Origin of the sequence: Enterococcus sp. 12C11_DIV0727, assembly GCF_002148425.2 — a bacterium.
Taxonomy (GTDB): domain Bacteria; phylum Bacillota; class Bacilli; order Lactobacillales; family Enterococcaceae; genus Enterococcus_L; species Enterococcus_L lemimoniae.
Map to the genome: position 1 here is coordinate 1,682,617 of NZ_CP147248.1, position 22,938 is coordinate 1,705,554.

At 34.2% G+C, this 22,938-nt stretch carries 19 protein-coding genes and 1 pseudogene; 6 read left to right on the forward strand and 14 right to left on the reverse strand.

The genetic code is table 11. From position 1 onward, the window contains the following. Nucleotides 1–25: 25 nt before the first annotated feature. The 6 genes from A5866_RS08155 to A5866_RS08180 form a co-directional block, all read right to left on the reverse strand. A complete protein-coding gene (locus A5866_RS08155; protein ID WP_086443846.1) occupies nucleotides 26–1,456 on the reverse strand; it encodes a PTS transporter subunit EIIC in 1,431 nt (476 codons plus the stop codon). Nucleotides 1,457–1,506: 50 nt separating this feature from the next. After that, nucleotides 1,507–2,946, reverse strand: a complete 1,440-nt coding sequence (locus tag A5866_RS08160; protein ID WP_086443845.1) for a family 1 glycosylhydrolase — start codon at nucleotides 2,944–2,946, stop codon at nucleotides 1,507–1,509. Nucleotides 2,947–3,154: 208 nt separating this feature from the next. Then, the gene (locus tag A5866_RS08165; protein ID WP_254907632.1) at nucleotides 3,155–3,628 is read right to left on the reverse strand and encodes a helix-turn-helix transcriptional regulator; all 474 of its coding nucleotides are present in this window, start codon (nucleotides 3,626–3,628) and stop codon (nucleotides 3,155–3,157) included. A gap of 70 nt (nucleotides 3,629–3,698) precedes the next feature. Then, the gene (locus A5866_RS08170; protein WP_254907515.1) at nucleotides 3,699–4,013 is read right to left on the reverse strand and encodes a cupin domain-containing protein; all 315 of its coding nucleotides are present in this window, start codon (nucleotides 4,011–4,013) and stop codon (nucleotides 3,699–3,701) included. Nucleotides 4,014–4,272: 259 nt separating this feature from the next. Continuing rightward, the gene (locus tag A5866_RS08175) at nucleotides 4,273–4,707 is read right to left on the reverse strand and encodes a DUF2188 domain-containing protein (RefSeq protein ID WP_086443844.1); all 435 of its coding nucleotides are present in this window, start codon (nucleotides 4,705–4,707) and stop codon (nucleotides 4,273–4,275) included. 31 nt (nucleotides 4,708–4,738) lie between these two features. Then, nucleotides 4,739–5,626, reverse strand: a complete 888-nt coding sequence (locus A5866_RS08180; protein ID WP_086443843.1) for an SDR family oxidoreductase — start codon at nucleotides 5,624–5,626, stop codon at nucleotides 4,739–4,741. A gap of 304 nt (nucleotides 5,627–5,930) precedes the next feature. Here A5866_RS08180 and A5866_RS08185 point away from each other — a divergent pair, with 304 nt between their 5' ends. Together A5866_RS08185 and A5866_RS08190 are read left to right on the forward strand one after the other, a co-directional pair. After that, nucleotides 5,931–6,530 carry a LemA family protein gene (locus A5866_RS08185; RefSeq protein ID WP_086278488.1) on the forward strand — a complete coding sequence of 200 codons (600 nt, stop codon included), beginning with the start codon at nucleotides 5,931–5,933 and terminating at the stop codon, nucleotides 6,528–6,530. A gap of 6 nt (nucleotides 6,531–6,536) precedes the next feature. Continuing rightward, on the forward strand, nucleotides 6,537–7,349 hold the full coding sequence (locus A5866_RS08190) for a TPM domain-containing protein (protein WP_086353042.1): 813 nt from the start codon (nucleotides 6,537–6,539) through the stop codon (nucleotides 7,347–7,349). Between the two features lie 334 nt (nucleotides 7,350–7,683). Here the strand turns inward: A5866_RS08190 and A5866_RS08195 are convergent, their stop codons facing one another. Next, nucleotides 7,684–7,890, reverse strand: coding sequence for a hypothetical protein (locus A5866_RS08195; RefSeq protein WP_086443842.1), 207 nt, complete (start codon nucleotides 7,888–7,890; stop codon nucleotides 7,684–7,686). 420 nt (nucleotides 7,891–8,310) lie between these two features. Between A5866_RS08195 and A5866_RS08200 the strand changes: the two are divergent. Continuing rightward, nucleotides 8,311–9,467 (forward strand): annotated as a pseudogene (locus A5866_RS08200) (IS3 family transposase). A 61-nt stretch (nucleotides 9,468–9,528) separates the two neighbouring features. Here A5866_RS08200 and A5866_RS08205 read toward each other — a convergent pair. The 6 genes from A5866_RS08205 to A5866_RS08230 all read right to left on the reverse strand — a co-directional run bounded on the left by A5866_RS08205 (nucleotide 9,529) and on the right by A5866_RS08230 (nucleotide 15,501). Further along, entirely contained in the window at nucleotides 9,529–11,058 is a 1,530-nt protein-coding gene (locus A5866_RS08205; RefSeq protein WP_176332530.1) for a DUF4097 family beta strand repeat-containing protein, read from the reverse strand. Beyond that, nucleotides 11,045–11,377, reverse strand: coding sequence for a PadR family transcriptional regulator (locus A5866_RS08210; RefSeq protein WP_086278481.1), 333 nt, complete (start codon nucleotides 11,375–11,377; stop codon nucleotides 11,045–11,047). The genes A5866_RS08205 and A5866_RS08210 overlap by 14 nt, the downstream gene beginning before the upstream one ends. Before the next feature lie 166 nt (nucleotides 11,378–11,543). Beyond that, a complete protein-coding gene (locus A5866_RS08215) occupies nucleotides 11,544–12,419 on the reverse strand; it encodes a YusW family protein (protein WP_086443840.1) in 876 nt (291 codons plus the stop codon). Between the two features lie 379 nt (nucleotides 12,420–12,798). Then, a complete protein-coding gene (locus tag A5866_RS08220; protein WP_086278479.1) occupies nucleotides 12,799–13,557 on the reverse strand; it encodes an ABC transporter permease in 759 nt (252 codons plus the stop codon). After that, the gene (locus A5866_RS08225; RefSeq protein ID WP_086443839.1) at nucleotides 13,554–14,195 is read right to left on the reverse strand and encodes an ABC transporter ATP-binding protein; all 642 of its coding nucleotides are present in this window, start codon (nucleotides 14,193–14,195) and stop codon (nucleotides 13,554–13,556) included. Before A5866_RS08225 ends, A5866_RS08220 begins: the two co-directional genes overlap by 4 nt. A 655-nt stretch (nucleotides 14,196–14,850) precedes the next feature. After that, nucleotides 14,851–15,501, reverse strand: a complete 651-nt coding sequence (locus A5866_RS08230; protein ID WP_086278477.1) for an HAD family hydrolase — start codon at nucleotides 15,499–15,501, stop codon at nucleotides 14,851–14,853. Nucleotides 15,502–17,994: 2,493 nt separating this feature from the next. Between A5866_RS08230 and A5866_RS08235 the strand changes: the two genes are divergently transcribed. The 3 genes from A5866_RS08235 to A5866_RS08245 all read left to right on the forward strand — a co-directional run bounded on the left by A5866_RS08235 (nucleotide 17,995) and on the right by A5866_RS08245 (nucleotide 22,013). Continuing rightward, nucleotides 17,995–18,987 carry a LacI family DNA-binding transcriptional regulator gene (locus tag A5866_RS08235; protein ID WP_086278476.1) on the forward strand — a complete coding sequence of 331 codons (993 nt, stop codon included), beginning with the start codon at nucleotides 17,995–17,997 and terminating at the stop codon, nucleotides 18,985–18,987. Between the two features lie 114 nt (nucleotides 18,988–19,101). After that, the gene (locus A5866_RS08240) at nucleotides 19,102–20,538 is read left to right on the forward strand and encodes a PTS transporter subunit EIIC (RefSeq protein WP_086443837.1); all 1,437 of its coding nucleotides are present in this window, start codon (nucleotides 19,102–19,104) and stop codon (nucleotides 20,536–20,538) included. A 23-nt stretch (nucleotides 20,539–20,561) separates the two neighbouring features. Beyond that, nucleotides 20,562–22,013 (forward strand): glycoside hydrolase family 32 protein, encoded by a 1,452-nt coding sequence (locus A5866_RS08245; protein ID WP_086443836.1) that lies wholly within the window; start codon nucleotides 20,562–20,564, stop codon nucleotides 22,011–22,013. A 447-nt stretch (nucleotides 22,014–22,460) separates the two neighbouring features. On the opposite strand, the gene A5866_RS08250 is transcribed toward A5866_RS08245, so the two are convergent. Next, on the reverse strand, nucleotides 22,461–22,877 hold the full coding sequence (locus A5866_RS08250; RefSeq protein ID WP_086443835.1) for a MarR family winged helix-turn-helix transcriptional regulator: 417 nt from the start codon (nucleotides 22,875–22,877) through the stop codon (nucleotides 22,461–22,463). Nucleotides 22,878–22,938: the final 61 nt, after the last annotated feature.

The following is a 22,938-nucleotide window of genomic DNA, read 5'->3' on the forward strand; positions in this document are numbered from 1 at the left end:
TTTTTTCTCCTTTGATCAGCTTTTTTTAAATAGCAGAAGCTGTTCCTTTCGTTTCAACTTCTTTGCTAGAAACAGTGTTCTTTGGCTCTTTTTGTAAAAACAATGTCAGAATAAATGGAATAACCAGTGACATCACCATCATCAATACACCTGCAATCACATTGGCTACCCCTTTATCGCCAGAGAAACCAAGAATTGCCATCACACTATTTTGTGGTACGTAAAGAGTAACATGCATGATCCCAGCAAAACAACCGGAAATACCCGCACCAATCACCGCTGCGATCAATGGCTTTTTATACTTCATTGTCACGCCGTATAAGGCTGGTTCTGTAATTCCCATGATTGCTGAAATGCCCGCAGCCGTTGCAATTGATTTAACACTTTTATCTTTTGATTTCAACGCTACCGCTAATGAGGCCCCACCTTGAGCTAAATTGGCACAAACTTGAGCAACTAAAATCAATGATTCTGTTCCTGTTGCCGCAAATGAAGCCACAAAAATCGGTGTCAAGGCATGGTGCATACCGGTCATTACGATAAATGGCATAGCTGCAGCAAGTAGCGCTACCATGATAAAGCCTAATTTTCCTTCTAATAAATTGATTACCCAAGCAAGTCCCATACCCGCATAATTTCCTAAAGGACCGATGACAATCAATGCTAAAGGCGCTGTGATAAGTAAGACCAACGTTGGATTTAAAATAATTTTCAAAGAATTAGGTGTAATTTTATCTACACCGCGTTCAATATATGACATGATCCAAATTGTTAATAAGGCAGGAATAACAGAAGCCGCATAGCCTACCCCTTGAATCGGCATACCTAAAAATGAAATCGGATGGCCGCTTGCAACCCATGTAGTAAAATTAGGATGCAATAAAATCCCTACCACAATTACTGCAAGTGACGTATTTACTTTAAATTTACGTGAAGCAAATACGGCTAATAAGATCGGCATAAAGTAAAACGCACTATCACCAATAAAATCTAACACACGATAGGTGCTTGATTCATTTGATAACCAATGGAACGTCGTACTTAATGACAAAATAACCTTGATCATCCCAGCAGCAGTAAGCGCAGGGATCATTGGCGTCATACAAGCCGTGATCGTATCCACAATTTTATTGAAGATCCCTGTTTCTTGTGTGCCACTTGACGTGTCATTATTTTCAGCATCTCCATTATCCCCATTAATGATTCCTTGAGCAATAACTTCTTTAAACACTTTATCCACATGACTGCCTATGATCACTTGGAATTGGGTTGGTGTTGGATTAATATCCACTACACCACTGAGCTCTTTTAACATTTGCTCCTTTACTTTAGTGTCATCTTTTAAATGAAAACGCAGTCGCGTTGCACAATGAACGGCCGATATGACGTTTTCTTTTCCACCGATATTTTCGATGATTTGTTGTGCTAATTCGTTATAATTATCTTTTGATGTCATGTTTCTTTCCCCTCTCATTTTACACATGTAGCTGATCTTTTCAACAAACTCTACTGATCATTAAATGCTGCAGCACCATTGGTTTTCACAACTTCTTGATACCAATCGTAACTAGCCTTTTTCAAGCGATTCCCGGTTCCCTTGCCCTCATCATCCAAATCAACGTAAATTACACCATAGCGTTTACTGATACGTCCTTCACTTACACTTGTTAAATCAATAATTCCCCACATCATATAACCAATTAAATCCACTCCATCTTCATTTAAAGCCAGCAATAAATTTTGAATATGCCCTTTTAGATAATCGATTCGATACTCATCGTCAATTTTTTGACCATTTAATACATCCTGTGTTCCTAAACCATTTTCAACAATAAACAAAGGTTTTCGATAACGATCATATAATTGATTTAACGTGATTCTAAGCCCTAATGGATCATTTTGCCACACACTATTGCTTTCCGGCAAATAAGGATTTTTGACAGTCAAAAAGCCATTCGTTGCTACTTTTTCTAAGCCCTCTTGATTCGCTGACGTACAGGCACTGGAATAATAACTAAATGAAACAAAATCAACCGTATTTTCTTTTAAAACGTACTTATCTTGTTCAATCACGTTTAGCTGAATATGATTTTCTTCAAAGAAGTTCGTGGTAAATTTAGGATATTCCCCAAAAACTTGAACATCTGAAAATAGCAAATTCTCCCGCTCACTTTTCAATGCAGCAAACACATCTTCTGGATCACACGTATACGCATATGTTTTACCGGCTGCTAGCATTGCACCAAATTGAGCGCTTGGATTGATTTCTTTTCCAGCTTTGATCGTCAGTGCATTCGCTAATAATTGATGGTGCCCCGCTTGATATTGGATTTGTAATGGATTTTCCTTTGAATTGAACGTAATACCGCCACCAATAAAGGGAATATGTAACACCATATTCATCTCATTAAATGGAATCCAATACTTGATTCGCTCTTTAAAATAAGTCATGATCGTTTTTGCATAATAGACATATAAATCAACCACTTTGCGACTTTGCCAGCCATTGTATTTTTCCACCAAATGAAACGGTAAATCAAAATGACTAATGGTTACGATTGGTTCAATTTGATATTTTTCAAGCTCGCATAGAATTTGGTCATAAAAATCCAAGCCTTTCTGATTGGGTTCAGTTTCTTCTCCTGTTGGGAAAATGCGCGACCATGAAATGGAGAAACGGAAACTATTGATACCTAATTCACTCAACAATTTGATATCTTCTTTAAAGGTGTGATAAAAATCAATCGCTGTTCGACTTGGATAGATTTCCTGTTTCTCTGGATTTAAAATCGAATGCTTTTGATCTAAATAGACGGGTTTTAATCGCTTATCGTTCAATGGAAGATAATCAAAATTCGACATTTTTCTGCCATCAGCTAAATAATTCCCTTCTGTTTGAGCAGCCGAAATGGCTCCGCCCCATAAAAAACCTGTTTGTGCTTGCATGTTATCCCTCTCTATTCTCAAAAATAGCGTTTCTGTATCAAATAATATATTTTTATAAGCGCTTATCTTTAAATACATTTCGATTATAGAATATTTATAAGCGGTTTCAATCCCAAAAATTTGTCTTATCATTCTCATATTTTGCTCATTTATAAAAAAATAAAAAAGACCTCTACAGAAGGTCTACTTTCGTTTGCAATGTATTCCATTACGTCTTAACAACCATTTTTTCCCGATACTTTAATGGAGACATCCCCATCGATTGTTTAAATAAGCGATAAAAGGTTTTATCACTTTTGATCCCAATTTGACTGATAATTTCGGAAACAGTATCTGTGGAATTGATCAAGAGCCACTTCGCTTTATCAATTCGATAATCGTTCAAAAAAGTAATAAAGGTTTTTCCCGTATTTCGTTTAAAAAATTTAGTGAAATAAAATTGACTGTAACCGATGGAATTGGCTACTTCTTCTAACGTGATTTTCGTGGTGTAATTTTGTTCAACATATCTAAACACTTGATCTAATTTTTCTAAAATATCTTTACTCTGCACTTTTTCATGACTTGTATGAATTCCTTTTTTCTTTGGAATATTTCGAAAAAGATAAACAAACAGCTTCAGTAAATCGGCTTTTAGTTGATAGTGAAATCCTGCCTCCTTTTGCTGCTCTTCATGGTACATTTCTAGCAAAATTTCTCTGACTACAGCTTCTTTTTCACGGTACCACTTTGGACTTAACGGCTCAACTGCTTCAAAAAAATTGAGTCAAATTAAGCCCATCTGTATTTAAACCAGTAAAAAAAGTTAGATCAAATTGAAAAACGATTCGTTCGCTTCCTGGAGAGGCTAAAACGTAATGAATATCACCACCATTGATCAACACGATTTCTCCTTCTGATAAGCTATACGGTTGATCATTGATACCTAAATGGATGCTGCCTTTTGCCACATAAATCAGCTCTATTTCTCGATGCCAATGAGGCGTGGTTAAAATATTCCCATCATTTAAAATAATTCGGAAAGGAAACTCAGGGTTCAGTGTGGGCATCTCTAAAAAAATAGCCATTGATTTTCCCCTTTTCTTTTAGCATAGTTTTGCAGATTATTCTAACATAGTTTTTCTTTTTAGCGAAATAGAAAAAAGTGTCTGGGACATAACTCATTGAGTCATATCCCAGACACCTGGAAACCGAATAAATGGCGGAATCAGAAGTAACTACTACGCTTCGCTTCGATCACATCAAACTCTAAGTGCTAAAGCACTAAGATTTGAAGGCTTCTTTTTTCTCGGAGTTAAACACTTCTGACCCAACTTCGGTTCATCGTTAGCTATCAGGTACATCGTCCTTTTTATAGGCGATAACATTTGAGTCTTTGTTCTTAGCGATTTCTTTGGCTCTTTCCATTGCTTGTTCTTTCGTCTCAAATGAATCAACTGCTTTTTTAGCATGTTTTGTCTGAACATACCAACGATTTTCTTGATAGTAAACTAAGACATCATTATCCAGCAAATCTGTATTGATTTTTCTAGTAGTGTGTTTGTCTGTCTTTTTAGGGTCAGTCGCTTTCTTAAAAGCGGCTTTTTCAGTGTCGGTTGCTTCATCTAGCCACTTCTTAGATTGAGAAATCGCAATTGGGATCGCCCTGTCATCTGGATACCCTTCACTGACTAACGCGTTGACAATTTCAATGGCCTTCTTTTTTAACAAAGGTTCAAAGTTTTTAAATGAACTTGGATAATCCTTTAAATCCCAAGGCATTGTGACCCATCTCCTTAAATACTAAAATCAATTAAGCAAAGAAACTACCACCTGTGATGGAGTAGACTTGTCCAGTAACATAGCTTGCATCATTAGAAGCTAGGAACACATAAACAGAAGCCAATTCAACTGGTTGTCCAGCTCGACCAATCGATTCTTGTTGTCCAAACTCAGGAATTTTTTCTGATGGTTGTCCACCACAAATTTGCAAGGCTGTCCAAATAGGGCCTGGCGCAACGGTATTGACACGAATGCCAGAGGAAGCTAATTGTTCTGACAATCCTTTACTGAAAGACGTAATCGCACCTTTTGTTGCAGCATAATCTAATAAATTTGCGCTTGGCTCAGCACTTTGGATGGACGTCGTGGTAATGATACTACCGCCTTTTGGCAGATAATCTAACGCTTCTTGTACTGCCCAATACATTGAAATAATATTTGTCGTATACGTATCCATGATTTGTTGCGTGGATAAATCTTTAATATTCTCTACAGCTTGCTGCATACCTGCATTTAGAACTAAAATATCCAAACCATCTAACTCTTTAGCAGCATCGTGAACAAGTTTTCGCGTAAATGTTTCATCTTTTAAATCACCTGGTAATAAAATAGCTTTGCGTCCTGCTGCTTCAATCAACGCTTTAACTTCCTTTGCATCTGCTTCTTCAAAAGGTAAGTAATTGATTGCGACGTCGGCACCTTCTCTTGCGTACGCAATAGCTGCAGCACGTCCGATTCCAGAATCTCCACCTGTAATCAAGGCTTTGCGCCCTGCTAATTTTCCTGTTCCTTTATAGGATGTTTCTCCACAATCAGGTACAGGTGTCATTTTTTGTTGTAATGCAGGTGCTTCTTGTGATTGTTTATCAAATTTCCCATCGTAGAATCTTGTTAACGGATTTTCGATTTTTTCTGTCATCTTGATTCCTCCTATGAATTTGCTGCCAATAAAAAATGACTAAGTTACTCTTTTACCTTAATACAAACGATAACAGCTTACAAATCATTTGTTTACAGGCTGAGTAACTCCTCATAAAAATCGATTTCTTTGGCTTATCGCTTAAAAATCCTTATAATTAACAGTATAAAACCATCTGTTTATAAAAAAATAGGTCTTAAGTTGGATGTCAAAACATTGCACAAACATTACAATATCATTACATCAAGTTTAAAAGGCTCGTTTCACGAGCTCACTTAGTTTTTAAATTTTGGGAGGAAAAGACATGAAAAACAACAAAACAAGATTTGGCTTGATCGCTGTAATCGTGATTGTTTTACTAGGCGTTTTCGGAGTCAGTCAATACAACGGATTAGCGAAAAAAGAACAATCAGTAGAATCTCAATGGAGTCAAGTAGAAAATGTGATGCAGCGGAGAGCAGATCTCGTGCCAAACTTAGTCAACAGCGTAAAGGGTAGCATGCAGCAAGAACAAAAAGTTTTTGGTGATATTGCTAAAGCTCGTGAGGCTTATGGTTCTGCTAACAATGACTCAGATAAAATCAAAGCTAGCCAAGAGTTAGATCAATCTGTCGGAACGTTGATCAATGTCATCAATGAAAATTATCCTGAACTGAAATCAAATGATAATGTCCAAACATTAATGACCCAATTAGAAGGCACTGAAAATCGTATTTCGGTTGAACGCAAACGTTATAATGAAGTCGTGAAAGAATACAATGAACAAGTAGTTTCTTTCCCTAAAAATATCTTTGCAAATATGATGGGTCTAGGTAAGAAGGATTACTTTAAAGCAGATCCCACAGCTAACACTGTACCTTCCGTGAATTTTGATAATTCTACTAGCACTTCTAGTGGGAAGTGATGATCGATGAAACATTTTAGACGAGGTATATTCTTTGGTGTATCATTTCTCCTTGTCACCTTTTTCTTTGGTTTTCAACTACCGACTTTTGCTGAAAACTTACCTGCGTCACCTGATCATTTTTATCTGGACCAACCAGGAATTCTGGATGAAACAACTAAAAATTTAGTTGATCAAAAGGGCAAGCTTTATAAAGAAAAAACAGAAGCACCACAAGTTATTTTAGCTGTGATCGATTCAACTGATGGTGATAGTATAGATAGTTATGCACCAGATTTATTTAAAAAATGGCAAATTGGCAATCAAAAAAAAGATAACGGTGTTTTAATTCTTTATGCAGTTAATGATGGCGATCGCAATGTCCGAATCGAAGTCGGTTATGGCTTGGAGGATGTAATCACAGACAGCGTTGCTGGAAATATTTTGCAACAAGCCAAAGATGACTTGAAATCTAATGATAACACTTCGATCAATAAGGGGTTGCAATACACGTTTAACGCCGTCACTACCTTGATTGATAAACATTATGACTATCCTGCTGATCAAAATGCGTTATCGGATGATGAAATAGACCAAGTTTCCGCAGATGATAGCTCTGATGGAGAGAGCATTTTCAGTCTTTTCTTTGTTCTTCTCATTGTCCTTCCTTTTATACTATTTGGAGGTCGTGGCGGTCGCGGTGGCCGTGGCGGAGGTCCATGGTATTGGGGCGGAGGCGGTTTTGGCGGAGGCTCTTCAAGCGGAGGCGGCAGCTTCGGTGGTGGCGGGGGCTTCTCTGGCGGGGGAGGTTCCTCTGGTGGCGGAGGCGCTAGCATTTAAAATCAGAAGTTCTCACGAAAGAGTTAGAATTATTAAAGAAGCAAAATCTGTATAGGTTTTGCTTCTTTTTGTACCTTCATAATAAGAACCAACCTTTTTAAATGCAAGTCTAGGCATTTATAAAGCAATGATTGTGGAATCCTGCAACTGTTACCCCTGATATAAAAATGGAGAGTAATAACTAAGAATCATTCTTTTAGCGTTCTCAGCAAAAATCTCAATTTGATTACTAGCAATTTGATCAGTGATAGGGTAAGGTTTTTCAGATTTTTTGAAGAACGAGTATGCATCATTTCAAATACCCCCTTCATTTTAGAGAAGAAAATATTTCCCCCTAATATTCTTTTTTCCATCTCTCTAAACATTGATTTAAATCGATATTGAAAACTTGATCAAGCTTTTCATATTTTTCAAAGTGGACATCAGCAAATATGATTTTAAAAGAATTTTGTGATTGTATGCCCTCTCCTTTATGATTTATTTTAAATCCTTTACCTTTCAAAATAATTAATTCCCCATCAACTCCTTTCCCAGTAGCAATACCAGTGTCACTCTAATCCATAACTTCCTCTAATGCAATCGTTCCATCTAACAAAGCTTCAGTTAGCATTTGCATTGTTCCTTAATTGAAAGGATTACTTTTTACCGTTATTTCTCCTCATAACCAGTTACAGGATAAACTACTTTATTCTTCTTCTAGTATCTCAAAGGTAGGTGCTTCTTCAATTGTTGTCCTTAGAACCCTTGATATATCATACATCGATGCTAAAGAAGGAATCTATCCGTTCAGTTTCCTATTCACAATAGTAACTTTTGAAACCCCAATCTTTTCTGCTGACTCATTTTGGCTCATTCGTTGCATTGCTCAGTATACATTGCATATATGCTAATAAAGTAGACATCTTTTTTGCTATACTATTAATTAATTAATTAGACATCTTTTAAGAAAGGAATTTTGATTATGGTAGACAAACGTAAATCTCCACGAAAATTTGACGAAGAGTTTAAAAAATCAATCGTAAAACTCTATGAAGGCGGTAAATCACAAAATGCTTTAGCTAGTGAATATGGAATCGCCCTCTCCTCTGTGGCTCGCTAGGTGAAGCAATATTCTGAAGTCCAAATTGATGATGATACGATCCTCACGGCTCGACAGATCAAGCAATTACAGAAACGAAACCTTCAGCTAGAAGAAGAAAATTTAATCTTAAAAAAAGCGATTGCCATATTCACGCCACACTCAACGAACGACTAAATGCGATTCGTATTTTACGTCATGAACACTCTGTTGTTACGCTTTGCAGGGTTCTTAAGATTAATCGTTCGACTTACTACAAACGTTTTTCTGGAAAAATTGCCCCTAGAACAGCAGAAAATCAACAGTTAAGAAAGACGATCTTAGAAATCTATACACTCTCTAAAAAACGAGTAGGCCCTGCAAAAGTACGACGTATGCTTATACGTGACTATGGCATTTCTATTAGTATTGGTCGCGTTTATCGACTAATGAGCACCATGAACTTACCTAAAATGTCTACAGTAAAACCTGTCTTTAAACCGACTACAGGTCAGGTTTCTTTGAAGCGCCCAAATCATTTGAAGCAAGCATTTAACCCACCTGCACCAAACCAAGTGTGGACCAGCGACTTTTCTTATATTCCTATTGGGAAAAAATCGTTTGTTTATCTTTGCGTGATTTTAGATTTATTTTCTAGAAAAGTCATTGCTTGGACTGTCAGTAAAAAGATAGATACTACTTTAGCTATTACAACAATTGAAAAGGCAATTCAAGTCAGAAAGCCTACGGCTTCTGTTCTTTTTCACACTGATCAAGGTTCCCAATATACTTCATTTGAATTCAGAAAGTTTTTAGAAAATCATTCTATTGTCCAATCCTTATCGAAACCTGGTTATCCTTGGGACAACGCTGTAACAGAAGCTTTCTTCAAATACATGAAGAAAGAAGAACTCAACAGAAGAACCTTTTCTTCTCTTCAAGTAGTCCAACTTGCTTGCTTTGAATATATTGAGGGATTCTACAACTCGCAGCGCCCTCATGGAACCTTAGATATGCTTACACCAAATGAAATAGAGGATAAATACTTTGATTCTCACTAAGTACTTGCTCTTTTTGTGTCTACTTTATTGACATTTATCCAAATCCAATATAAATGGATTTTTAGTCATTCGAAATGATTTTAATATTTCCAGACTTTGTATTGATCTTTACTTGATGTGATGCCCCTTCTCTATGCTTAAAGGTATTATTGATTTCACCAATATCACTAGTAAGGTCAAAAGCAGTATCTACTTCAGCTGTCTGTACCCACTTAACATCCCCTGTATCACTCTCTATTACTGTATCTACAGGATATTGTTCATTTATTATAATAGTTCCTGTCGTATTTGAAATATTCAAATGATGCTTCATATCGGTCAATACGACTTTCCCTGTACCATTCTTTATCGTTGTATCACCTTCTTGTGTATCAGCAACAGTTATTCCTTCATCATTTTGTATAGTTAATTTCTTGATTACACTTGATGCCAAAATATTTTTCCCTTTTTTATTGACTAACTTTCCTTTTTTTCCGCTAATGTTACTTACATTAACTAAGCCCGTGGTGGACTGTATCTGGATATCTCCTTGTCCATCTGAAAGAATTGATTTTCCATACTGATTATCAACGGTTATGTTTGAAAAGAAATGTCGAACAAATATATCCGCATCACGGCTATTTACAGTCAGCTTTTCACTATTAATATCCGTTAATCGACATTCTCCCTCATTTATCGCTATAAATAATTTATCTATAGCCATATGATCTAAACTAATTTCGCCCTCATTCACTTGGAATTCCACTTGTTTTTGACTCAATTCTTCTGGTAAATATAAAATTATTTGTGTTGCTTTCAGTTGATTCGCCCAGTCAAATTGACTTTTTTTGCCTATAGTTAGTTCTAAGCTGTTTTTGGTTGATTTTACTATTTTTTTTTGATCCTTCTTCGTTAAATACCCTGTCATTTCTACTTTTGGTTTCTCTTTTTTAGAAATACGAATCACACTGAAATCTACTGGATTCTCACTTTTAATCTTCAACGTTTCCAATGACGTACTTTCAACTGAAACCGTTTGATTGAAAAACTGTCCTGCATAAAACCAGGAATTTGTCGCAAATATAACCATACTTGCACACAGACTACATAACCCAAATGCACCAATCAACCATTTATATGTAATAGACTTGTAACACAGAAGAAGCATCGCTAGGAAAAAGACTGCTGCTGTTAGTGGTCCCCATACCACTGTTTGTTCTTGAACAAAGTAGAACACTGTCATTAATAGGAAAAGCACACTCAATAATATTAAGATACCACGTGTCATCATCAATACGATCAATGTAATTTTTCTTTTTCTTTTTGCTCTAACTTTTTTCCGCTTCAATTTATACTCTTTTTCTAACTCATCTCTGTCAATAACGTCTTGTTCAGCTTTCATTGCCTTATCTAAACGTTTGTCTTCATAATACGCTGCAGAGATATCTTCTGGTGTTCCTAAACTGTGAATAATTTTTTCATACGGCTCTCCTTCGGCTCTTCGTTCCTCGATCTCATGCATAATATCTTCTTTAATATCTTCAAATGCCTCTTTATCATTTTCTAAAAATTGACTTTCTAATTTTCCAAAAAACGCCTTAATCTGTTCCATCATCTTCCTCCTTTTGTATCCTTGCAACATTATCGACAAACAGCCGCCACTCATTCGTTAGTTCTGATAGGTATTCTCTTCCCATCAATGTAATTTTGTAATACTTTCTTGCTGGACCACCTGTAGATTCTTCGAGATATGTAGTACAATATTCTTCTTTTACTAACCGTCTTAAAATAGGATAGAGTGCCCCTTCTGTTAACGGGATATGCTTATTGACTAGCTGTGTAATTTCATATCCATAGCGTGCTTTATTTTTTAATAGATACAATACACATAATTCTAAAACACCTTTTTTGAATTGGTTTGACTTCCCCATTCTCCTACCTCCTTTCCTATTTAGGCTAATAATTGGTTTTAATGTACTAAACTAGTTTACCTCATTTAGACAAACTTAAAAAGAAAAAAAAAAGAAAAAACTGTAAATTACATCTCATATAAGACGTTCCTACAGTTTTTTATCAGACATTAGTAGTTAGAGCTAATTAATATTTGATCTTAAAATCTACTTTTGATTTGTCCGCAAATTTCACTTCAAATTCAAATTTTTTCAATCCTGATTTTGACGCATTTAATTTTGTCAATACATGGTCTTGAATCGCTGCATGACTCATTGTTTTTGCATCCAAGCCTACAAATAGATCTTCTACTGCTTTTTGTGCTGCGGCATCTTTAATTTTAACACCTGTTTGCTTATTTTTCACTTCTGCTTTGATTCTACCATTAGATTTTACTTCATAGTCAACTTCGATATCACCAAGTTTTTTATACTCAATCTCAATCTCAATTTCTTTAACTACTGAACTCAAGGTTGAGTTAGAAGGGGTTTCTGGCGTTGTATCTTCTTCATTTGTTATTGGTGCTTCTGGTGTTGTATCTTCTTCATTTGTTATTGGTGCTTCTGGTGTTGTATCTTCTTCATTTGTTATTGGTGCTTCTGGTGTTACGACTTCACCGATTGTTCCAACATTTACTGCTTTGTAATTTGGTTGATTCACAAGAACGACTTTAAATTGTAACCCTTCATTCGCAACGATATCCTTTAAGATGCCCACTGTTTGGTAATTGCTTACAGAAATACGATCCGCAATACGTTTTGCTTCTGTCTTTGTATAGCCCAATTTTGTCCATGTTTCTTGTTTCTTCATTGCACTGTAGACAGTGTTGATTGATGTTGTTGACAAGTTACTTCCTGTTACATTGTTTAAATCTGCTTTAGTAAAGCTCATCACTTTTTCATACGCTGTTTCTGATACTACAGTTGCGGCAGCTACAGAAGTTGTATTTACAGCTACTGATGTCCCAATTGTTAAAACAATTCCCGATACTAATAATGCACTTGTAAGTTTTGTTAATTTCATGTGTTTCCCTACTTTCTTTTTTGTTTACATCATTACTATACAATGTATAATACTATTCGTCAACAACTACTGTAAAAATAATTTTATCATAAAGAGTTTTTTTTTCATCAGAATATCCTGATTATAATTAGATTTATTCTTTGTTTTCTACATTATTGTTATTTTATATGAATATTATTTTCTAAATCTGTTACGCCATCAACTTTTCTTTATTCTAAAGAGCAATGTTTTTGAGAAATGATTATTTAAGCAAAATGTATAGATTTTCAATTTAAAATCAGATATTTATTCATCACAAAATAGAGTTTATCATGAGTTTTAGCCCAAGACAAACCCTATTTTAAGTTTGTTATTTAAACGCATTTACACATTCAAAGTGCTAAACGAGTAGTTGCTTCCGCTCATTATAATATTCTTTATAAGCTAAATATGTCGCAATTACCGAACCAATACTTGTTGCGGAAAGTAGCATAAAAGTCACCATGATTTGATATTTTATAGCATGAACAGGATCGACACCTGCAAAAATCAAGCCTGACATCATCCCTGGCAAACTAACGATACCCACTGTTTTAGCTGAGTCGATCGTCGGTGCCATCCCTGTTCGGATGCTTGCTCTAACGATCGAGCGTGAGGCCAACTTGATATCCGCACCTAATGCTAATTTTTCAAGCACCGCTTGCCGTTGATCGTGGAATAAGCTGTCCATATTTCGGTAACATAAGCCAATCGCTATCATCGAATTACTTGCAATCATCCCACTGATGGGAATAATTTGTGAAGGAATAAAACGAATTGCACCTGATAACACTAAGACACCGATCGTCACTCCCGTACTACAAGAAATCGCTAATAATGAAATCCAAAAACCATTTTTCAAATGATTGCTGCGTTTCCCCGCATTTAACGCCGCATTGACAATAATAATCCCTGCCATGACCACCGTTAAAATCTTACTATCGATTTGAAAGACATACTTAAGAAGATAACCAACTAAAACAAGTTGAATAATCGCTCGACAAACGCTAATGATAATATCTTTGGTAAAGCCTAATTTTTCTTTATAACTGATCACTAACGCTACTACGACCAGCATCCCTGCAAATAATAGCGATAAATCATTAACAGCTAAATTCATTCTGTTTCCTCCAAACTACCCGCTACAATTTTTTTAACGATAGTGGCTTGAGCAATCTCTTCTGGATCATGTGTTACGCGAATCAGTGTAATGTTTTTCTCCTGGTTCAATTGTAGTAACCATTGATTGACGATTGCTTTGCTTTCTTCATCCAAGCCTGCTGTTACCTCGTCCAACAGTAACACTTCAGGTAAAAAAATCACGTTGCGGATCAAGGCTACACGTTGTTTTTCACCACCGGATAATTCAGTGATTTTTTTATCTATATAACTTTCTGGTAGTTTGACTTCTTTTAACAAGTTCAATACATGATTTTCTTGAAATTCTTTTTTACGTACCTCATAAGGAAACATAAAACTATCTCGTACAGTTTTACCAAATAATGACGGTTGTTGAAAACAATAAGAAACTTGCATGCGATAGCTTTCAGGTGTTAGAGCTGTAATGTTTTGCTCGTTGAAAGTGATTGCTCCTTTAGTTGGTGTCAGTAAAGAAGCCAATAGCTTGAGAAATGTGCTTTTCCCACTTCCGGATGGTCCGGTGATTGTTGTGTGACTGCCTTTTTCAAATGATGTAGTAATATCATTTAAGATTATTTGTTCTTCGTGTTGAAAATAGATATGTTCAGTTTTTAACAAAATGATTCAGTCCTTTTTATTGTTATTAAGAAAACGTTCTAAATGATTATTTTTGAACATGTTCTTTTCTATTTGAAGTTCTTCCTCACTAGATTATCATAATGACAATTTCTCGATAATTTTTTCAGGATATTTCCTATTTATATCTCTTAAAGCATTTCCGCAGGATTTTCTAACGTATTCATTCTCATCGTTTCTAAGCGTTGACAACAAATGAATCGTGCTGTTAGGTTTGTCTTCAAAGTAAGAACGCTTCGTCCATATTCTCAACCCTTACAAAACAGCTCTTCTAGTATTACTATTTTCAAAGTTTAATCATTCGCTTATCGTTAATAGCGCTTCTCTATATCTAATTTCTTTACAAAAATGATTAAAGGCCATCTCTAAAATTTCTTGCACTCGCCAATTGTCATTATTTGAGACACTGGTTTAAACCTATTGGTAATTTTCACGATTTTTTAACTCTTTTTCTAAAGTCATGTTATGCTCATTTTACTTTTTCTGCTTCTATGGTAATAGTACTAATATCAAGTCAGTTATCATTGTAACAATCATGCACATCCATTTCATTATTTTTCTGACTTTTTTGAACATTTTATTGTGTCTTATCCATTGATTTTCTTTTATTTTTTAAGGATCATCACTTTCAAAAAACTTAACAAATAAATGACATAATAGATTGAGGTGTATCAATTAGAATATCAGGAAGTTCCTTTTTAAGTTTTTCTTGATCATGGCTTCCCCAAGTTACAGCACATGTTTGCACTTTTCCAGATTTTCCCATCTGAATATCAAAAATCGCATCTCCAACCATAAGAGTTCGATCTGAATCTAAATGATATTTTTTTAACAGATAGGTTATACCTTCTGGGTGGGGTTTGTAGTTTGATAGCTTGTCCGATCCAATTATTTCTTTGAAATAGGAGTCAATCTCAAGTAAAACTAAATTCCTATGAAGAACAATTGTTTTTTTACTTGATAAAACAAATAACGACAAGCCTCTTAATCTCAATTCTTCAAGAATTTCTTTCACTCCTGGAAAAACTTTTAAATATTGATCTTCGTATTTTTTATAATAGGTTCTAAATAGAGATAATAATTCTTCAAATTCAATGTCAGTTAATTTTCTGTCAGCCATTTTTTTGAAAGATTCTTCGATAGGAATGCCCATATAATACTCAATTAAATGATTAGATGGGGCAGTTAAATGTAGCTCTTTAAACGCCTCTTTTGTTGCTATAACACCACACTTTTTTGAGTCTCCCAACGTTCCATCAAAATCAAATATAATACTGTTCACTTGCATTTTTCATTCCTCCTATTTTTATAAAGTGACTACTTTTTGTATTGATTCGTTTCATTTTGAGATCCTTCTAGCATTTGTATAAAGATAGCTTTTATAGCGTAAAGATAGTCCATTTAGAGCAACATAAGTATATTATTACTATACTCATTGTTATATGATTATCTAGCGCAAAGAATTTATCAATAACATCCTGTTCTGTATTCTTCTATTACACCTCATATTTTTGTAGAAAGTTAACCTAATACCACTATATTGGCCAAAAGGAGTTTTTTAACTATCCTTCCTGACTCACAATAGAATTGTAACTCCCTAATTTATATGAAGTACTAACCAAATTCATAGATTATTTACAACTTTCGCAAGACTTGCGTAACAAATTCTAACAGCTTCTAATAAGGAGTAACTACTAATTTGAAGTGTATCTCTAAACTTTTGGACCAAACAGTACAGAGCGTCACTGCTCATCTCATTCTCCAACGGTACATAATCTAAATTACTATAAAAATTCGTCATCTATTCAATACATTATAACCGAAATCACCTCTAAAAGTAGTTAAAATTATAAACTCGCTTTACGTTTATTCAATGGACTTGTCAGTATTTTTTTATCGCATTTAGTGGCTTCAAAGCTGACATTCTATTCATTTGTTAGAATAGCAAGCTTTTCTTTTTAATCTATCAACTCTAAATGCAAATCATTCTACTTTTGACTTGTCAAAATGATTTTTGGCTTTTTATTTCTGCTAGGCTGTTTATGTTTTCAAAAAAAGAAAAAAATACAAAAACAATACCAACTTTACCTATATTATAAACCATTAGGAAAATAATTTAATAGGAATTTGTTATTGGCTTACTCTATGAACTTGAAGTAAATTTTTCCAATATATCAAAAAATGACATATAATAATGTTGTAACTCAAGTTAATTTTTTGGGTCATGAACTCATTTGGGAGATTTTGCAGGTTCAACTCCTGCTTGACCCTTTTTTTTAAACAAACATCACTGAATAGATAAATTATAAGACTAGCTCCCTTACATTCTTTTCATAAAAGTCAGCGCAAGGTCCATAGACAGTCGGTAACGCGGCACAATGAATATACTCAGATGCTCCATTTAGCCAAATTTTCGGCAATTGATCTCGATTAGATAAATCCAAATCTAAAGCAGCAAACAATTTCTGCTAGCACTGCTATTTGTTTACTGTTTCTACCAACTTTAATCACATCGTAATTTTGAGCAGTTACTCCTGTATCACACACTTCCCAAAAAACGGTTGCATCTGTAACAATTTTTTTACAGAATCCTCCTCAAATTTTTTGCGTATCATTCATAGTCATTTCTTAATTTGACCATTCTTTTTGAAAGGGTCATTTATAGATTTATAGATTTATAGATTTTAACAGAACGCTTCTTTTTATTTCTAATAAAAATTTATTGGTCTATAAATCATTCTCTAATTATTTATTCTGTTTAAGTTAACGAATTACTACTAGAATCGCTATCAAATTGTAAAGTTATAATACCTGTTTCAGAATACTTTATTTACTCTAATATAAAGTATCGTCCTAAATGTTCAGTTTATTAAATACCACAAGAAATTTTTTATGATAAACAACAAAGATTGCTTCGACAGCTTATTCCTACAAAGATAAGACGATTTCAAATAACACAGATAGTTAGATTAGTCATTGAAATGTTACTTTATATTATTTCCAATATTTTCTTGCTCTTCCTTTTCTATAGAGAGATTGTATAACTATCGAAGCTTCGAAAAAATGACGCCGTTAAACTTATTACAAATTGGAGAATGTTTTGTGAACTATACTATTGAAACTGTATCTACTTAATAATTTGCTTATATGTGTCGCGTGGATCTTTCTGGAGAAGGAAACTGTGCACTAATGGCGACATTTAAGGAATCAGCACAAAATAACGGGCTATTAAAAAAAATACGGTTATCTATGTTACTGGCGGAAATTATCCTAAAATGGTAGCTCCAGATAAATGTAATAGGATGTTGGCATTCCTGTAGTATCAACATTTTCTGATTCTAAAACATAAATGAAGATTCTTTATTATCTGGTGATAAACATGCAATTTTTAAAATTGAGCATACAATCAAACGTATTAATCAGTTTTGGAAGACTTTGTGAAGATATGCTTATACAGCTAAATATTTCTAATATTTCTGAAAAGCGACTCTCAGAAAGATATAATAAAATATTACTCAACAAATGGCATTGTGAAAGGGTATTCTAATAAACTAATAGAATAAATATATTGGATGCTAGAAAATAGTTTCCTAAAAGCATTCATCTTTTGGCTATCTAATTTTTAGATTAATACTCGATAATATCAAGCATTGTCTGTTAAACCAGATTAATACTCCATTTTGAATTACTTAACTAAGACTAACTGAATGAACAGAGGTGACAGATTAAAGGCATCCATCTACATTTTATTATGATATACTATTTAATGAGGTGAAGCCAAATGGTCAATATGAATGATGTTGCAAAAAAAGCAAACGTCTCCCGAGGAACTGTCTCCAATTATATTAATCATGTAAAAATCAAGCCAGAATTAGCTGCTAGAGTAGAACGAGCAATTAAAGACTTAAATTACATACCAAATCAAGCCGCTAGATCATTGAAAAAACAGGAAAGTGACATCATTGTATTTATATTACCCACAATCTGGACACCCTTTTTTTCTGAGTTGACATACTACATCCAGTTAGAATTACAAATCCAAAATTTTAAAATGTTATTATGCAATTCTCAAAACAATTACAATTTAGAGTTAGACTATATAAAAATGGCACAAGAACAAAAAGTCAAAGGAATTTTGACCATTTCTTATAGTGATATAGAACCTTATCTTGTTTCAAGAATACCAATCGTTTCAATCGAGCGTTATTTTAATCGTGCTATTCCATTTGTAACAAGTGATAATTTTGGTGGTGCTAGACAAGCTGCAGCGGAATTGCACAAACGGGGCTCAAATCGTTTACTGTTGATTTTAAGAGAATTACCTAATAATATAGGTGTTTTTGAACGAATGAATGGTTTTATTGATTATTGCACTCATAACGAATTAGAATATGAAGTCTATTTCGATAAAGGAAACTCAGCTAACTTTCCAAAAAGACTAGATCTGTTTCTAACTGAAAAATTTTCAAAAACCTGTCCTTTTGATGGAATTTTTGCTGTAACCGATCGGTACGCAGAATTTGTTCTTAATACATTTACACACTTACCTTGGTCGATTCCAGAAGATTTGCAATTAATCGGTTTTGATGGAGCCAGAAGCTTTTCTAACCAATCATTGACTATTTCAACCATGTCTCAAGATGTTCGTGAGATTGCTCGCTTGAGTGTGAAAGAGTTAATGGAATTTCAGCCTGGATTAGCTACACAAAAAAAACATATATTACCAGTGGAATTTACAGCCTTTAAAACGACTAGAAAATTGGATGAAAAATAAATCCAATTTTTTTGTTTGAAAGCCCTTGCTTTTTTGGAACGTTCCAAGTATCATAATAAATATATGGAACGTTCCAAAAATAATTTTTCTAAAAAATCGAGGGAGATGAACAATATGGATTACAACAAAATTGCTGAAGATATATTAGAAGCTGTCGGTGGAAAAGAAAATATAGCGAATGCTGCTCATTGCGTTACGCGTTTACGCTTAATATTGAACGATAGCAATAATTATAATAAAGAAACTTTGGAAAATATTGAAGGTGTTAAAGGTGTATTTTTTAATAGTGGTCAATTACAAATTATCTTTGGTACAGGAACAGTAGAAAAGGTTTTTGCTGCATTTCAAGAAGCTTCTGGGATAAAAGAAGCTTCATTGCAGGAGGTGAAAGTATCTGGAACGAAGCAACAGAATAAGTTGCAACAAGCATTTAAAGTATTCTCTGATATATTTATCCCAATCATACCAGCTTTTGTTGGAGCAGCAATGATACTAGGATTAAAATCACTACTAACGACACAATTTGGTTTTTTAGGTGGTTCAATGACGGATGAATGGCTTTGGGCAAATGATTTGGCTAGTTTTCTAGGCGTTATTGCGACAACATTTGCATATCTTCCTGTCTTAGTCATGTATTCAGCAACCAAACGTTTTGGCGGAAATCCAATCTTAGGTTTAGTGTTGGGTTTTGTGATGATCACACCAGATTTGATGAATCGTAATGACTTTGTATTAGGTAATTATGATACCTTATCTTCTTGGCATTTATTTGGTTTATCCATCCCACAAGTTGGATTCCAAGGCGGTGTATTTCCAGCTATTTTAACAGCATGGTTTCTATCAAAAATGGAAGCATTCGCAAAGAAAAAAACACCACAAGCTTTAAGTTTTATTTTAGTACCGACTGTCACAATTTTGTTCTCTGCCCTTGCTTTGTTTTTAATATTTGGTCCTATCGGTAATGCGGTTGGTACAGGACTTGGATGGATCATTGATATTCTGTATAACAAAACGGGCTTTGTAGGTGCTTTTATTTTTGCAGCCTTACTTCAACCGCTAGTTGTAACTGGGACACAACACGCAATTCAGGCTATTGAAGCGCAATTAGTCGTAACCACGGGATTCAATTATATTCAACCATTGTGGTCAGTTTCAATCATAGCGCAAGGTGGGGCAGCTTTAGGAATGTTTTTCCTTGCAAAGAAACATTCTAATCGTCGTGAAACGACAATGTCTAGCTTTATTCCAACGTTATTCGGTATTTCAGAACCAGCGATTTTTGCGGTCAATTTACGTGACTCAATTACTCCATTTCTTGCCGCTTCATTTTCAGCAGGAATCGGCGGTGCTTTTATGAAAATATTTGATGTAAAAGCGACAAGTTTTGCTTTAACAGGTCTACCAGGTTTAACGATCGTATACCCACCTAGATTGATCTTTTATATCATCGGAAATTTAATAGCATTTATTTTACCTATTATTATTTTGATTGTTTGGAATCGTGTTAAAGGGGTAATAGGAGCTGAAATAGGAAAAGGGAATACCTTATAAAAAGAAAGGATGTTCGTAAAGAATTGATAAGTAAAAAAATTGATAAATATACATTTTATACACCAGAATGGCAAAACTATTTAAATCAATTAAAAGGAACGATAAGCCAAAGTACTTATCTCCCAAAGTATCATTTGTATCCTAAGACAGGTTTGATGAATGATCCAAATGGATTGAGCTATTTCAACGGAAAGTATCACATATTTTACCAATGGTTCCCATTTGATTCTTTTCATGGAATGAAACATTGGGGTCATGCAACTTCTGAAGACTTAGTTACATTTAAAGATGAAGGTTTTGCTCTTATTCCAAATGAAGAATATGAAAAAAATGGGGCCTATTCAGGCAATGCTTTCGAGTACAGTAACGAGCTTTATTTATTCTATACAGCAAACTATAAAACAAATACAGGAAAGCTAGCAAAGCAGGCTTTAGCAATTATGGATAAAAAAGGAACAATTAAAAAATATCCGAAAAATCCGATTATTAATGGTGCACCAAAAGGATTTAGTCAAGAATTGAGAGACCCTTTTGTATTTGAGCGAAATGATTCATTTTATATGTTACTTGGTGGAAGTCGTTTTGTGGCAGAAGAACGAGCGAGTTTTGGCGATATTGGTGAATTGCTTTTATACAAGAGTAATAATTTATTCGATTGGACTTATCAAGGCGTAATTGATTTACCGATTAATAAAGGCTATATGTTAGAATGCCCAAGCCTAATTACGCTTGATGGAAAAGATGTGCTATTTTTATCACCAATGGGATATGAGAAAGAAAGATATCGTTACCAAAATCGCTTTTCTTCAATTTATTTAATAGGACAATTGGATGTTGAAAAAAGGATATTTGAACTAGAACATGTAGATGAATTGGATGCTGGCTTTGATTATTATGCACCACAATCATTTTATGGAAAAAATCAGTTACCGTTAACTTTTGGTTGGTTTGGATGTGGTGAACAAGTCTATCCAATTGATACTGAAGGTTGGAAGCACGGATTAACAACTGCTCAAGAAATAAGATTAGTAAATGGAAAATTCAGACGTTTTCCATCTCAAGAAGTACAAAATAAATTTATCAATAAACAAACCGTGATCACTAAACAACTTAATTTAGAAGCTCCTTATTATCACCTTCAATTTGAATTGAACAAAGAACAAGAGTCGACTATTTACTTTGGTACAAAAGATGATTTTTGGCAATTGAATTTAGATGAAAAAAAAGAGACTGTCACAATTGAGCGTAGCAATTTAGCTAAAAAAATTGATATCGAATATGGGATGAAGCGAACATGTGAAATAGCTGAATTATCAACTATTATCATAGTTGATGTGTTTGTTGATAATAGTTTTATAGAACTATATTTAAATAAAGGAGAACGTGTTTTTAGTTTTAGAGTCTTCCTAGAATCAAAACAAACTACTATTTCATTTTCAAAAGAAATCAACGTGACTTGGGCATTGTTTGAATAATAAAAAACGCTACACATGTCTTTATAAATTTAATTGAGATATGCATAGATTTTTTTGGCATCACTTTAACAGTCTAGCAATTTTGTATGCTATCTTTAATTCCAGCAGAAATTAAATCTATCTTAAAATACTTAGAAGAGACTGGTCTCAATATTCCTCTTTTCTTTAATATAAAATAGTCAATTTTTATACTTATTTTTAAATGGCAAATCAACCTATCCTCCATACTCATACAAAATTGCACGTTTACTTTTTTACAGAAATACTAACAAAAGACTACTTTTCTGGTGTTAGAGAAGTAGTCTTTATATTATGGGTAACCATTCTCAAATAAACTTCACATGAGTAGTCAGGCTAGCGACAACTAGAAAAACAAGTGTAGTATATTTTTTCTATTAAACTTACAACATTACAGTTGCAAAAGCAACTCTTTGTGGTAAAATGAATTCAACCAAGTGATACGCTTATTTTCATTAAGCTTTTTCTTAACTCAACTCGTTCTAGTGGTGTTAGATTAGCAATAGCTGTATTAGCGTATCTATTTTCTAACTCAAACAAGTTATTGTAGATTTCTTTTGCTTTTTGAGTTGGATATAGTTCTTTGTAATTTCTATTCGTAGTACTTGTGATTTTGAAGAGATAATCCAGTCTTTCCAATTTCATAATTGCTCTGCTCAGTGTTGTTTTGTCAACTTTCACAAGATTTACTAGATCATACTGGGTGATTCCTTCATTTTCGACAATCCGTGTCAAATAAATGAAAAGATTATTATCTAATCCATATTGCTTTACAGCTTGATTTACATCCGTCGTGGCTTTTCTAGAAATAGCGCCAATCAATCTAAATAAGTCAATATCGTTCAACACTTCACCTCCTATATTACAGTTGCACATTCAACTATATTATATACTTTTTTTAAGAAAG